The 13,068-nt window shown below is 55.9% G+C and carries 12 protein-coding genes; 9 read left to right on the top strand and 3 right to left on the bottom strand.

Annotated elements, in window-relative coordinates:
* Positions 1-48: 48 nt before the first annotated feature.
* On the top strand, positions 49-1,275 hold the full coding sequence (locus CZ787_RS05115) for a YbfB/YjiJ family MFS transporter (RefSeq protein WP_087106836.1): 1,227 nt from the start codon (positions 49-51) through the stop codon (positions 1,273-1,275).
* Positions 1,276-1,422: 147 nt separating this feature from the next.
* A complete protein-coding gene (locus CZ787_RS05110; RefSeq protein ID WP_087106834.1) occupies positions 1,423-2,886 on the top strand; it encodes a sodium-dependent transporter in 1,464 nt (487 codons plus the stop codon).
* Between the two features lie 179 nt (positions 2,887-3,065).
* Here CZ787_RS05110 and CZ787_RS05100 read toward each other — a convergent pair whose 3' ends face one another.
* Positions 3,066-4,367: a Y-family DNA polymerase gene (locus tag CZ787_RS05100; RefSeq protein ID WP_087106830.1), complete on the bottom strand. Its 1,302-nt coding sequence runs from the start codon at positions 4,365-4,367 to the stop codon at positions 3,066-3,068.
* Positions 4,364-4,807 carry a LexA family protein gene (locus tag CZ787_RS05095; RefSeq protein ID WP_087106828.1) on the bottom strand — a complete coding sequence of 148 codons (444 nt, stop codon included), beginning with the start codon at positions 4,805-4,807 and terminating at the stop codon, positions 4,364-4,366. Before CZ787_RS05095 ends, CZ787_RS05100 begins: the two co-directional genes overlap by 4 nt.
* 356 nt (positions 4,808-5,163) lie before the next feature.
* Here CZ787_RS05095 and CZ787_RS05090 point away from each other — a divergent pair, with 356 nt between their 5' ends.
* Both CZ787_RS05090 and CZ787_RS05085 read left to right on the top strand, forming a co-directional pair.
* Positions 5,164-6,063, top strand: coding sequence for an alpha/beta fold hydrolase (locus CZ787_RS05090; protein WP_087106826.1), 900 nt, complete (start codon positions 5,164-5,166; stop codon positions 6,061-6,063).
* 41 nt (positions 6,064-6,104) lie between these two features.
* Positions 6,105-7,127 (top strand): patatin-like phospholipase family protein, encoded by a 1,023-nt coding sequence (locus CZ787_RS05085; protein WP_087106824.1) that lies wholly within the window; start codon positions 6,105-6,107, stop codon positions 7,125-7,127.
* A 57-nt stretch (positions 7,128-7,184) separates the two neighbouring features.
* Here the strand turns inward: CZ787_RS05085 and CZ787_RS05080 are convergent, their stop codons facing one another.
* Positions 7,185-7,751, bottom strand: a complete 567-nt coding sequence (locus CZ787_RS05080) for a Smr/MutS family protein (RefSeq protein WP_087106822.1) — start codon at positions 7,749-7,751, stop codon at positions 7,185-7,187.
* A gap of 195 nt (positions 7,752-7,946) precedes the next feature.
* Here CZ787_RS05080 and prmB point away from each other — a divergent pair, with 195 nt between their 5' ends.
* The 5 genes from prmB to phaC all read left to right on the top strand — a co-directional run bounded on the left by prmB (position 7,947) and on the right by phaC (position 13,039).
* On the top strand, positions 7,947-8,906 hold the full coding sequence (prmB, locus tag CZ787_RS05075) for a 50S ribosomal protein L3 N(5)-glutamine methyltransferase (RefSeq protein ID WP_087106820.1): 960 nt from the start codon (positions 7,947-7,949) through the stop codon (positions 8,904-8,906).
* 13 nt (positions 8,907-8,919) lie between these two features.
* Positions 8,920-10,011 (top strand): chorismate synthase, encoded by a 1,092-nt coding sequence (aroC, locus tag CZ787_RS05070; protein ID WP_087106818.1) that lies wholly within the window; start codon positions 8,920-8,922, stop codon positions 10,009-10,011.
* Positions 10,012-10,071: 60 nt separating this feature from the next.
* Positions 10,072-10,452 carry a hypothetical protein gene (locus tag CZ787_RS05065; RefSeq protein ID WP_087106815.1) on the top strand — a complete coding sequence of 127 codons (381 nt, stop codon included), beginning with the start codon at positions 10,072-10,074 and terminating at the stop codon, positions 10,450-10,452.
* A gap of 201 nt (positions 10,453-10,653) precedes the next feature.
* Positions 10,654-11,073, top strand: a complete 420-nt coding sequence (locus CZ787_RS05060) for a phasin family protein (protein WP_087106813.1) — start codon at positions 10,654-10,656, stop codon at positions 11,071-11,073.
* A 109-nt stretch (positions 11,074-11,182) separates the two neighbouring features.
* Positions 11,183-13,039: a class I poly(R)-hydroxyalkanoic acid synthase gene (gene phaC, locus CZ787_RS05055; protein ID WP_254908570.1), complete on the top strand. Its 1,857-nt coding sequence runs from the start codon at positions 11,183-11,185 to the stop codon at positions 13,037-13,039.
* Positions 13,040-13,068 lie beyond the last annotated feature (29 nt).

The raw sequence follows: 13,068 nt of genomic DNA, 5'->3' as shown, positions 1-13,068 counted from the left end.
TAATTAACTAGAAACAACGGTTAAGCCAAAACAGCGACAGGAGAGAGCATGAGTACGGCATCGCTACGTGTTCAGCGCTATAGGGTATTGTTGGCGGGCGTTTGCAGTCAGCTTTTGTGTGTTGGCATTGCCCGCTTTGCCTATACGCCATTGCTGCCGATCATGCAGCAGCACACCTGGATGGGCGATGCGGATGGTGGCTGGCTAGCGGCGCTTAATTACGCGGGCTATATGCTGGGCGCGGTGCTGGCTGCCTCGGTTCGCAGTATTTACATCAAAGACACGCTTTACCGTATTGGCCTGGTGCTGGCGGTGCTGACAACCGTGGGCATGGCACTTACTGAGGACTTTTGGCTATGGGCGGCGCTGCGTTTTTTTGCGGGGCTTTCCAGCAGTGCGGCCATGCTTTTGGCGTCTGGGCTGATCCTTCACTGGTTGATGAACCATCACCAGCGGGGAGAGCTGGGGATTCATTTTGCGGGGCTGGGGTTAGGCATTGTACTGGCTGCTGTGGCGGTAGAGTTAATGCTGGCGTTCTCGCTTGACTGGCAAAGCCAGTGGTGGCTTTTTGGCGTATTGGGCGCGGTGCTGTTGGTGCCTGCCTGGCGATGTCTGCCACGCCCGGTAAAGCCGGTTGCAGGTGCGCATCAAAAAGAGTTGCCGGCTGCCAAGCCGCCTTCGCGTACCTTTATGTGCTTAATGTTGCCCGCCTATTTTTGTGCTGGGTACGGCTATGTGATTAATGCCACGTTTATTGTCGCCATCGTGGAGCGAGAACCGCTGCTTGCGGGCGCGGGTAACTGGACGTTTGCTGTGGTCGGTTTAGCGGCCGCACCTGCCGTTATGCTGTGGGATTTGGTGGCGCGGAGGATTGGCTATTTGGGGGCGCTGGTGGTGGCCATGTCGATCCAAACGGTGGGAATTGTATTACCTGCTATCTCCTCAAACCTGGTGGTTGTGCTGCTCAGCGCGGTGCTATACGGCGGCACTTTTCTAGGCTGCGTGAGTTTGGTGCTGACTATGGCTGGCAGGCTTTACCCGGCAAGCCCGGCGCGCTTAATGGGCCAAATGACGCTGGCGTATGGCGCCGCGCAGATCTTTGCACCCGCCTTAACCGGCGTGCTGGCTGAGGTTTCGGGCCAGTATACCGTGGGCCTTTGGCTGGCCGGTGGCTTTGTCATGTTGGGGGCGGTGCTATTGGTGTGGCTGCGATGCGTGGACCAAACTGCCCAGCGGCTGGATGCCGAGGCGAAAGCGCTGTCCGTAATGCGCTAGTTGAAGCGCTAAGTGATGAGCGAATGGGGCAGGCCGGGGAGAAGGCAGGGGCGCCGGGCGGTTGTTTTAAAAAAGAGTTAACGAGTTTTGTGCTTTTGAGCCGAAATCCTCTAGGATAAACGCTTTTTTTACACCAGAAGGATAGTCATGGCGTCTTCCGAGCAACCTCGCATCCAGTGGCTGGGCCGCTGGGGGTTCATGCTCGCCGCTACCGGTTCGGCGGTAGGGCTGGGCAACATATGGAAATTCCCGTATATCACCGGCGAGTATGGCGGTGGCGCGTTTGTTCTTGTCTATCTGGCGTGCATTTTTGCGGTGGGCGTGCCGGTAATGATGAGCGAAATCGCTTTCGGGCGCCGCGGGCGCGGCAGCCCCATTGATGCGATTCGTCGAGTGGTTAACGAGTCCGGTCGCTCATCGGCGTGGTCGCTGCTTGGCTGGATGGCCATGCTGTGCGGCTTTTTGATTCTGTCGTTCTACGTGGTCGTGGCAGGCTGGTCGTTTTCTTATCTGTGGAAGATGTTAACCGGTGGCCTGGTGGGCACCAGCGTTGACGACATGGCCGCCGTTTTTGGGGAAAACAACGCCAACCCGCTCAACCTGGGCTTCTGGAGCACGCTTGTTACGCTGGTTACCATGATTATTGTGGGCAAAGGCGTTCAGGAGGGGATCGAGAAAAACGTCAGTTGGATGATGCCTGGCCTGGTCATCATGCTGATACTGCTGATTGTGTACGGCGTGTTTTCCGGTGGCTTTGGTGATGCGGTACGTTTTTTGTTTTCCTTCAAGGCGGGGAGCCTCTCCAGTGAAGGGATGCTGGCCGCGCTTGGCCATGCGTTCTTTACCTTATCGCTTGCCTCGGGTGCCATTCTTACTTACGGAAGCTACCTGCCCAAAGGTGCCTCCATTGGGCGTACCACCATTAGCGTTGCCATTGCAGATACGGCCGTTGCCTTGATGGCGGGGCTGGCGATCTTCCCGGTAATTTTTGCCAATGGCATGGACCCAGGTGAAGGCCCGGGGCTTATCTTTATGAGCTTGCCGCTGGCGTTCCAGGCGATGCCGCTGGGCACGCTGTTTGGGATTCTATTTTTCGCCATGCTCTCCATGGCCGCGCTGACATCGTCCATTTCGATGGTTGAGGCGACCGTTTCCTGGCTCTGCGACAACAAGGGGTTCTCACGCCGCAGTGCTGCGTGGAGCACGGGGATTGTTCTTTGGCTGATTAGTACTGCTGCCATGCTCTCCTTTAACCTAGGGGCTGATTGGACGTTGGCAGGCAAGACCTTCTTTGACTGGCTGGACTACATCACTTCACGCTGGATGATGCCGTTGGGTGGGTTAGGCACCGTCATACTGGCAGGCTTTGTCCTGAAGAGTGAAACGTTCCGCGACGAGCTGGGACTCTCGCCTCTGCCCTATACGCTATGGCTTGCCATGGTGCGTTATGTCAGCCCGCTGGGTATTTTGGTTATTTTCGCTGATGCATTAGGGCTGTTTACCGTTACCTTTTCAGTTCATTGGCCGTGGTTGTTGGCTATCCTGCTGATCATGATGGCGTTGGGCGAGTGGTTGAGCCCTCGCCTGCGTCAGGCGTTAACGACACGCTAACGGTTTCTCCCGACAACCAACGCTGCTGCTGAGCAATGAGTGACGGCTCATCCAGCGGCGTTTGGCAATGTGCATAGACTTCCCTTGAATCGTTCCCGCCTGTGGTAAGCCCCGCCAGTAAGGGTGGTTTGAGTTTCTTCCTGAGATCGTAGTTGAGACAGGAGTTGAGATAGCAGTGGTTACTTGCGTAAAGCAGATTGCTTGATAGCACCAGGATGAGTGCCTGCCTTCATCAACTCATCCCAGCGTGTGGTGTAGCGGCCTGAGCGGTGCCCGCAGCGTAGCTGCCAGGCGGCATCGGCATCCGTCATGCCAAAGCTGATGGTGCCTTGCCCCATGCGCTGATTGATATTATCCAGCGTGGCCATTAAGTAAGGGTATCGGTTCCGCGGCGGTTGATGTAGCAACGAGAGCTGGTGCTGCTCGGCATCAACCAGATCCAGCAGCATCACACCTGCCTTCATAAACCGGTAGCCTGGTCGGTAAACCTGTTCAACCCCTTGGTGAACGGCCTCAAGAATTGTGCGCGTATCGTCGCTGGGTGAGGGCAGGGGCACCATGGCATGGGGGAAATACTGGGGTTGGTCTCGGCGGTGACGGTTGGTGTTTAAAAAAATCATCACGGCTCGCGTTAGGCTGCGCTGCTGACGGAGTTTTTCGGCGCTGCGCTGGGCATGTTGGCGTAACGCGTTATGTACTTCTGTTTTACTGCCGGTTGATTGGCCGAATGAGCGCGACGTCATAATGCGGTGGCGCGGTTGATCCAGCGCATTCATCTGCAGGCAGGGCGTACCGCGCAGTTCCAGTGCTGTGCGGGCCAGCACTACCGAAAAATGTTTGCGCAGTAGCCGAAGGTCAGCCTCACGCAAGTCCCAGGCGGTATTAATATTGCTGATCGCTAACCGCTCAGCAATTCGGCGCCCAACGCCCCATACGCTGCTCACCGGTGTCTGTTTAAGCAGAGCGGTCGTTGCCGCATCTTTTCCCGTCAGCAGGCACACGCCTTGATAGTGAGTCGCCTGCTTGGCCAGGTGATTGGCAAGCTTAGCCAGCGTATGCGTAGGGGCCAGCCCAACGCATACCGGCAGGCCTAAATGACGCCGGATCCGCCGACGCAGCCATTCGCCCAGGGTTTGGCACTGCTGGTTGCTGAACGCCTCCAGGTAAATAAACATTTCATCGATGGAGTACGGCGACACGGCTGGGCAGGTGTCGCGCAGCAGTTGGCACAGCCTAGCCGACATATCGCCATACAGCTCATAGTTGGATGACTTGAGGTAGATGTCACCACGCTTACGCAGGCTTTCGAGCTTAAACGATGGCATGCCCATGGGGATATCCATGGTTTTCATCTCGGCAGAGCGGGCGATGATGCAGCCGTCGTTGTTCGACATAACGCCAACCGGTTTGCCTTCCAGTGCAGGATCAAACACACGCTCACAGCTGACGTAAAAGTTGTTGGCATCGACCAGGCCGATCATCGGACATACTCATGAATAACGGCACGCACTACTCCCCATAGCTGGCACTCGGTGCCTTCCAAAGGAAGCGGCGGGTAGTGAGGATGCGCGGAGCAGAGATGCGGCGTATTTTGATAGAGGGCGTAGCGCTTGATCAGCACTTCCTCTTCAAACATGGCAACCAGGATATGCCCTAGCCGAGGCTTAATGCTGCGGTCAACGACCAGCAGGTCGCCATCAAAAATCCCCCAGCCTTCCATGCTGTCACCAGCCGCTGAAAGGTAGAACGTCTGGGTAGGGTTTTTAATTAACCGCGTATTGAGATCGAGCGTACGCGGTTCGTAATCTTGCGCTGGTGATGGAAAGCCGCTAAAGCCCGCACGGCCTTGTAATGATGAAAAAGGCAACGGCTGAGAAGTTAACGGCAAGGTGGGCACGAGCGTCGATGGAGGCAACGACATCGTCGGCATCCTCACTGAATGTAATGTGTATGTATATACAGTATTTATTCGTGAGGTTTAAATTGCAAGCGTTGAGCGGCGATTAGGCAAGCCTAGCGCGCTAGCCACAACCCCACGACGATGGCACTAACAACAGCAATAAAAAAAACAAGGTTACGGGCGCGTGTATCGCGGCGTGGTTTCATGGCAGCACCATTAGCAAGGGTTGGGGAAAAGCGGCGGAAGAATTGCGCCTGGCATGGTAACGTTTGTTACTGATACCGTCATCCAGACATTGCCTGAAAGCTGAATTCAGGAACATTAAAGGCGTCGCGTTATTTGCCAACGAGATGACCACTTCATCAGGAAAACAATGTATGCGTGAACCGACACTCCAGCACGCGTCTCGACACACTGCGCAACCGCTGGTGCTTGCGCAAGGGCGCTTGGCCGCACTGGGCTGGGGCCGCGCGGATGCACCTGTCTGGCTGGCGCTACACGGCTGGCTGGATAACGCGGCAAGCTTTAGCCGCTTGGCTCCGCTCTTGGCAGATGCACTGGATATCCGCGTGGTAGCCATTGATTTTCGCGGCCATGGGCACTCCCAGCATGCCGCTTTCGGAAGTGACTATGCGTTGTGGGATTACTGCCACGACGTGCTTGATGCGCTGGACGCGCTGGGTATTGAACAGGCTTCTTTACTGGCGCACTCCATGGGTGCGGCGGTTGCCTGCCTACTGGCCGCCGCCATGCCGGAACGCATTGCCCGGTTAACCTTGATTGACGGGCTGGGAGCATTGAATACGCCTGCGCAAGAAACTGCCAGCCAGTTGCGCAAAGGGCTTATTGCCTATCGTCGCCCGCTTTCCCGCCCGCCACGCTATACCGATATCGAAAGTGCGGTTGCCGCGCGGGTAGCCGGTGGTGTCACCACGCTGGATAGCGTAACGGCGATGCCTTTGGTCGAGCGTAATACGCAAGCAACTGCCGATGGCTATCTACAAATGCGTACGGATAGCCGACTGCTAAAACCCTCTCTGGTGCGCTTTACCCCTGAGCAGGTACTGGCTCTGTTAGCGTGTATTCAGGCGCCGGTACTGCTGATTGAAGGCGAGCAGGGTATTTTAGGCCAGCGTGCCTGGGCCGAGCAGGCGCGCTTGGCGGTTAACGATCTGACCCGCCATGTGTTGCCTGGTGGACATCATCTGCATTTGGAATCTAAAGCGGTTGCTGCTGTGGCGGAACTCGCCACCGCCCACTGGGGAGCAGCCGTGTAAGGCCGTTAGTACGGTCGGCTCAGGAGCAATAAGGATAACCAATGAATCAGCTGACGCATGCGGGTAGCGGGAAAAAAGTGGCTTTGGTATTGGGTAGCGGCGGGGCGCGCGGTTATGCCCATATTGGTGTCATTGAAGCCCTGGAAGCGCGAGGTTTTGAGATTATTTCAGTATCGGGATGCTCCATGGGGGCGCTGATAGGCGGCATCTACGCTTCTGGCAAACTGCCCGAGTATCGGGAATGGGTCTGTAATCTCGATTATCTGGACGTGCTAAAGCTGGTGGATGTGACCTGGAGCCCGATGGGCGCCATGCGTGCCAATAAGGTGATGAGCAAGTTGGAAGCGTTGGTAGGCGATGTGCTCATTGAGGATTTGCCTATTCCGGTAACAACGGTGGCGACTGACCTGGTTCGTCAGCGCGAAGTGTGGTTTCAAAATGGCCCGTTACTGCGCGCCATTCGTGCCTCTATCGCCATTCCTGGCGTCATTACGCCGGTCAATGTTGGCGACCAAGTGTTGGTCGATGGAGGATTGCTAAATCCGCTGCCTATCATGCCGGTTATTTCTGCCCACGAAGCAGACCTGGTAATTGCGATTAACGTAACGGCACATAGCCCGCAGCCGGTATCACTGGAAGAACTCCTGCCCCGTGAGCACGAGGAAAATGACAGCCGAACGGCGCTAGAGCGTGACCGTGATGAAAAAATTGGCGGCTGGATGAGTGACGTGCGCCAAGCCACCCTGCGTTTATGGGAGGGGCTTGGCAGCAGTGAAGAGAGCAGTGGCGTGGAAGCTAGCGCTGAAGAGAGCGTTGAGACGCGAGGCAAGCGCGAGTGGAGCAAGCTCGATATGATTTTAGAGTCGTTTGATATTACTCAAGCGGCCCTGGCAAAATACAAAATTGCCGGTTACCCGCCGGATATATTGATCGAGATCCCCAAGACGGTATGCAGCACGTATGAGTTTCATCGCGCCAAAGACTTGATCCGCCTGGGGCGGCACTTGGCCGATGAGGCGCTTGAGCGGCGCATGCCCAGCATTGCCTCGGATGCGACAGAGTGAGGCAGCGAGCAACTGGAAAAGTGCGCGTAGAACAGTGAATAGAGCGGTTGAGCGGCGTTACGCCCCTCGCTTACGCAGCAGTATATAGACCGCCCCGGTGCCGCCATCAATATCAATGGCCGAGCAAAAGGCCAGCACCCCCGGCCATTCGCGTAACCAGGTATTGGTGTGGCTCTTAAGCACCGGAAAATCTGAAGTGGTGCCCCACGCCTTGCCGTGAACCACCAGCACGCAGCGCAGCCCTTGGCTTGACGCATCGCGCAAGAAGCTTTCAAGCTCCGCGCGGGCTTCTTCAAGCGTGTAGCCGTGCAGGTCAAGCCCCGCCTGCCACTCGGTTTGGCCACGCTTTAACTGGCTAAAGGTACGCCAGGGTAAATCGGGCACGCTAAACTCAAGGTACTCAGACGGGCGCACGGCCTCGACCCGGCCGTCCGATGTGCGGCCGCTGGCTTGTACCGTACTGTTTTGAACCGCGGCGTTACGCCGTGCCTGTTGGGCTTCATCATTGCGCTTGGGCTTGCCGGGGTCGGCTTGATTATGTGCAATACGGCGTACGCCTGCTGCTTGCAGCGCCTGGCGAAAAGCGCTGATATCGTCATCGTTGGGCAGGTGGCGTCGCGTCATATCAAGCTCAAAGTGTGAAAAGGAAGAAAGAGTAAAACAAGAAAGCATATAAAGTGCCGACAGTATAGCGAGCTGAGCGGCGCTGTGAACCGGGCGGCGTCAAAGGTACAATCTTTAAAGGTACAATCTTTTCTTTATCAATGAGTGTAGCCGCATGTGGCTGCATGGAATGGTTTTCGTTTATCAGGAGTCGCTGTGACCACGCACCTCAATGCTGAGACCTCTCACTCAACCCTTTCGTTGCCGGATACGGCGTTGGTGAGCGATCTTTTTACACTACGCGACTATCTGCGCTGGGTATCCAGCGAGTTCTATCTGGCCGGGCTGCACTATGGCCACGGCACCGAGTCTGCCTGGGATGAGGCCGTTGCGCTCTGCCTGGGGGCACTTCACCTGCCCTGGAACGTCGACCCCGCCGTTTTGGAAGCACGGCTTTTGCCTGTTGAGCGCCAGCGTATTATCGCCCTGACCCGGAAGCGGGTAACCAGCCGCCAGCCATTGCCGTACCTGCTGGGAGAGGCCTTTTTTGCAGGCCACCCCTTCAATGTTGATGAGCGAGTGCTGATTCCGCGCTCGCCGATTGCCGAGCTGATCGAAGACGGGTTTTCGGCCTGGTTCCCGGAAGAACCACCGGAAAGCGTGCTGGATTTGTGCACCGGCTCTGGCTGTATCGGCATTGCAACCGGCCTTTATTTGCCTACTTGCGAAGTCACGCTTGCCGATATTAGCCAGGATGCGCTGGCCGTCGCTCGGGAAAATATTACCCGCCATGACGTGGGTGACCGGGTACGGGCGGTAGCCTCGGATGTGTTTGACGGGCTGGAAGGCCAGCGCTTTGACCTGATTGTTTCCAACCCGCCCTACGTCGATGCGCGCGATTTGGCTACCATGCCTGCTGAGTTCCGCCATGAGCCCGCGCTGGCACTGGGTGCCGGTAAAGATGGTTTGGATATTGTACGGCGTATTTTGCGCGAGGCGCGCAGCCATTTAAGCGATACAGGTTGGCTGATTGTAGAAGTGGGCAATTCTGACCGCCATGTGGAGGCTGCGTTTCCCGACGTACCTTTCCTGTGGCTTGACTTCGAGCGCGGCGGCCAAGGCGTATTTGCTTTGAGCGCCGATGAACTCGACGCCCATGCGGCGTCTTTTGCGTAAGGAATGAACGCCCATGTCTGGCAATAGTTTTGGCAAGCTGTTTACCGTTACCACTTTTGGAGAGAGCCACGGCATTGCGCTGGGCGCCATTGTAGATGGCTGCCCACCAGGGCTTGCGCTGTGTGAAGAGGATTTACAGCGCGACCTGGACCGTCGTCGCCCAGGTAGCTCTCGGCACACCACGCAGCGCAAAGAGCCTGATCAGGTGAGGATTTTATCGGGCGTGTTTGAGGGCAAAACCACCGGCACCTCCATTGGCCTACTGATCGAGAATACCGACCAGCGCTCCAAAGACTACTCGAAAATCAAGGACCAGTTCCGCCCCGCCCACGCGGACTACACGTACCACCATAAATATGGCCACCGTGACTATCGGGGCGGCGGCCGCTCAAGCGCCCGCGAAACGGCCATGCGGGTAGCCGCGGGTGCTATCGCCAAGAAGTACCTGGCCGCCCAGGGCGTACAAATTCGTGGCTATATGAGCCAGCTGGGCCCCATCAAGATTGAGTTTAAGCAGTGGGAGGCCGTCGAGCAGAATGCGTTTTTCTGCCCCGATCCCGCCAAAGTAGCCGAGCTTGAAGCGTATATGGATCAGCTGCGCCGTGACCAGGATTCCGTCGGTGCCGAGATTACCGTGGTCGCTGAGGGCGTTCCGGTCGGTCTGGGTGAGCCGGTGTTTGATCGCCTGGATGCTGAGCTGGCGCACGGTTTGATGAGTATTAATGCGGTAAAAGGTATTGAGATTGGCGCAGGTTTTGAATCCGTTGCCCAGCGCGGTAGCGAACACCGCGACGAGATGACACCGGAAGGCTTCTTGTCCAATCATGCCGGTGGCATATTGGGCGGTATTTCCAGCGGGCAACCGATTGTGGCCAGGTTGGCGCTTAAGCCAACCTCCAGCATTACGACGCCTGGGCGTTCCATTGATGTTAACGGCCAGCCGGTCGAGGTGATTACCAAAGGCCGCCACGACCCTTGCGTGGGGATACGCGCTACACCGATTGCCGAAGCCATGATGGCGATTACGTTGCTTGACCACTGGCTGCGCCAGCGTGGGCAGAACGGTGAGGTTAGCGTTGACACACCACGTTTAGCGCAGCGTTAAAGCGGCGTACGGCTTGGCGTAACGCTGCTACACTCAAGGAAGATGGCTGAGGAGTAACCCATGAAGATTAACATTGAGTTTGATCTGACCCCGGATGAATTTCGTCAAGCATTGGGGCTTCCTGATGTAGAGGCATTCCAGCAAAGCCTGCTGGAAAATATTCAGCGGCAAATGGAGTCGGGTGCTGAAGGGTATGACCCCATGAGTTTGATGCGCCCCTTTTTGCAGCAGCCCATGATGCAGCAGGGGCTTTCTCAAGGGTTGGCCAACTTTGGGACTTACCAGCAGATGATGCTGGATATGCTGCGCCAGGCAGGCAATGCCAGCAGTACCGCCTCTGATGATCAAGCGGCGGACAATGATGCGTCGAGCAGCGAGAGAGCGCCTAATGCCAAGGCGACGGCGTCCTCGCGTTCGCGTGGCAAGGGAAAAACCGAGTAATGCGGCGAGGTGCATAGCGGCCAGTTAATGAGCGCCGTCATCCAGGGCTCTTGAAAACAGTGTTATTGAAAACAGGGTTCTTGAAAACAGTGTTATTGCAAAGCACCCGGTCAAGGATTACTCTTTTTGCAGTGCAGCAAATCACGTTCGTAGGGGGGCGCGAAAGCGCTCATACTCTGAAACGGAAGAGGATTAGACACTATGCAAGACGATATGATGGACGCTTTTAACGCCCAGACCCGCCAAATGTTTGAGCCCATGCGCAAAATTAACTCGCTGATGCTCAACAACATGGAAAAAATGACCCAGTATCAACTGGAAGCCATGAAGCGCTATAGCCAAATGGGCACCGAGCGCATCCGCAGTGCCACCAGCATTCAAGATGCAGAAAGCCTGCGTGATTTCGGCACCCAGCAGGCTGAAATCATGAACGAGCTTTCCCAGCAAATGCAGGAAGACGCCCGTGCCATGGGCGAGATGAGTCTGCAGTTCAAAACGGAAATGGAAAAACTATTCAGTGATGCCGGGCAGCAAATGACCGAGAAGGCGACTGCCGCCGCAAAAGGTCAGCAGCCGGGTGCTTCTGGAGCTGCCTCTAGCCAGTCTTCACGGAAAAAATAAGAAGTCGGCTGACTCACGGCGCCTCTAGGCGCCGTATTCTTATATTGTTGATGACGCTTGTTATTAATGATTGAGGCGTGACGGATGGCGCCTGTTAAGGGGATTCAGTATGCAGGGGTGGAAACGACCATTTCACGACATGTCTCAGCAGGGAGTGTCTCAAGAAGACATTGAGGTATGGAATACGCAGCTGAAAGAGGCCGCTGAGCAGTACCAGGGGCTTATGCAGGATCTGCTAGCACACATGGCCCCAAGCGAGGCGGCCGACTCGGTATATAGCGATATGCGCAAAAGCTTCGAGGCGGGTGCGCAGGCATTAATGAATAACCCAACCTTGCTGTGGCAAACCCAAGCGCGCCTGCTGCAAGATCAGTGGCTGCTATGGCAGCAAAGCATACGTGCTTTATCCGGTGAGCAGGTTACACCGCTGATTACCCCCTCCAAAAGCGACCGGCGCTTTAAAGACGATGCCTGGACGCAAGACCCTCACTATGCGGCGATCATGCAGCAGTACCTGCTGTTTTCGCAGGTAGTAGAAGAACTGATCGAAAGCCTTGAAGGCATGGATGACCTCCAGAAACGAAATCTGGGGTTTTATGCCCGTCAGCTCGTCAATGCCATGTCGCCCACCAATTTTGTTTCTACTAACCCTGAGGTGATGCGGCGAACGCTGCAAACCCGTGGGCAAAATCTGGTAGAAGGGCTATCCCGGCTGCGTGAAGACCTTGCCAGCTCAGCGGAAGGCATCAATGTGTGTATGACCGAGCGCAATGCGTTTGGCATCGGGGAAAACATCGCGGTTACCCCTGGGGCTATCGTGTATGAAAACGAGTTAATTCAACTGATTCAGTACACGCCCACCACTGAGAAGACCTTTAAAACACCGCTGTTAATCGTGCCGCCCTGGATCAACAAGTATTACATCCTTGACCTGCGCCAGGATAATTCCATGGTCAAGTGGATGGTGGACCAGGGCCACACCGTATTTTTAATTTCATGGCGCAATCCTGGCCCTGAGCAGCGCGACATTACCTGGGCCGATTACATGCAAATGGGGCCGATCAGCGCGATTAGCGCCATTGAGGATGCCTGTGGTGAGAAGTCGGTCAACCTGGTGAGCTACTGCGTGGGCGGCACCCTGACGGCTTCGACCGTTGCTTATCTAACAAGTACCCGCAAGGGGCGAAAGGTGAAGTCGGTCACCTACATGGCCACGTTGCAGGATTTTCGTGACCCCGGCGATATCGGCGTTTTCCTGAACGAAGCCGTGGTGCAAGGGCTTGAGCAAACCATGCAGCTAAAGGGCTATCTGGATGGTCGCTCGATGGCTTACACCTTTAACCTGCTGCGTGAAAATGATCTTTTCTGGTCGTTTTATATCAATAACTACCTGAAAGGAGAGATGCCCGCCGCCTTTGACCTTCTCCATTGGAATACGGATGGCACGAATCTACCGGCGGGCACGCATGCCTGGTATTTACGCCACATGTACCTTGAAAACCGTTTGGTCGCGCCGGGTGGTATTGAGCTTGATGGCGTCAAAATTGATTTACGCAAAATCTCCACCCCCAGTTATTTCGTGTCGACCAAAGAGGACCATATCGCCAAGTGGAACAGCACCTATTATGGGGCGTTGCTGCCTAAAGGCCCCGTCACGTTTGTATTAGGTGGCTCGGGGCATATCGCCGGTATCGTTAATCCACCGCAAAAGAACAAGTACGGTTATTGGAGCAACGACACACTGCCAGAAAGCCATGAAGCGTGGCTGGAAACAGCGGCGTTTAATGAGGGTTCCTGGTGGCCGCACTGGCAGGAATGGATGACACAGGATGGTTATGCGGATACTCAGAAAATGGTGCCCTCGCGCACGCCCGGCGACGGTAAGCTTGAGGTGATTGAGCCAGCGCCAGGGCGCTATGTGAAAATGACCATTTCTGACGTGCTAAGCGAACAGGGCAGCCTATAAAGGCTGCCCCGATTATCCGGCATTAATCC

Origin of the sequence: Halomonas citrativorans, assembly GCF_900163645.1 — a bacterium.
Classification (GTDB): Bacteria; Pseudomonadota; Gammaproteobacteria; order Pseudomonadales; family Halomonadaceae; genus Vreelandella; species Vreelandella citrativorans.
The sequence above is the reverse complement of the archived record's forward strand: the minus strand, read 5'-3'. Positions and strand labels throughout refer to the sequence as shown.

Coding starts and splice junctions, on each gene's coding strand:
- CZ787_RS05110 (WP_087106834.1), top strand. CDS start 1,423: ATGGCGTCTTCCGAGCAACCTCGCATCCAGTGGCTGGGCCGCTGGGGG.
- CZ787_RS05095 (WP_087106828.1), bottom strand. CDS start 4,807: ATGTCGTTGCCTCCATCGACGCTCGTGCCCACCTTGCCGTTAACTTCT.
- CZ787_RS05065 (WP_087106815.1), top strand. CDS start 10,072: ATGAAGATTAACATTGAGTTTGATCTGACCCCGGATGAATTTCGTCAA.
- CZ787_RS05080 (WP_087106822.1), bottom strand. CDS start 7,751: ATGACGCGACGCCACCTGCCCAACGATGACGATATCAGCGCTTTTCGC.
- CZ787_RS05100 (WP_087106830.1), bottom strand. CDS start 4,367: ATGATCGGCCTGGTCGATGCCAACAACTTTTACGTCAGCTGTGAGCGT.
- CZ787_RS05085 (WP_087106824.1), top strand. CDS start 6,105: ATGAATCAGCTGACGCATGCGGGTAGCGGGAAAAAAGTGGCTTTGGTA.
- CZ787_RS05115 (WP_087106836.1), top strand. CDS start 49: ATGAGTACGGCATCGCTACGTGTTCAGCGCTATAGGGTATTGTTGGCG.
- aroC (WP_087106818.1), top strand. CDS start 8,920: ATGTCTGGCAATAGTTTTGGCAAGCTGTTTACCGTTACCACTTTTGGA.
- CZ787_RS05090 (WP_087106826.1), top strand. CDS start 5,164: ATGCGTGAACCGACACTCCAGCACGCGTCTCGACACACTGCGCAACCG.
- CZ787_RS05060 (WP_087106813.1), top strand. CDS start 10,654: ATGCAAGACGATATGATGGACGCTTTTAACGCCCAGACCCGCCAAATG.
- phaC (WP_254908570.1), top strand. CDS start 11,183: ATGCAGGGGTGGAAACGACCATTTCACGACATGTCTCAGCAGGGAGTG.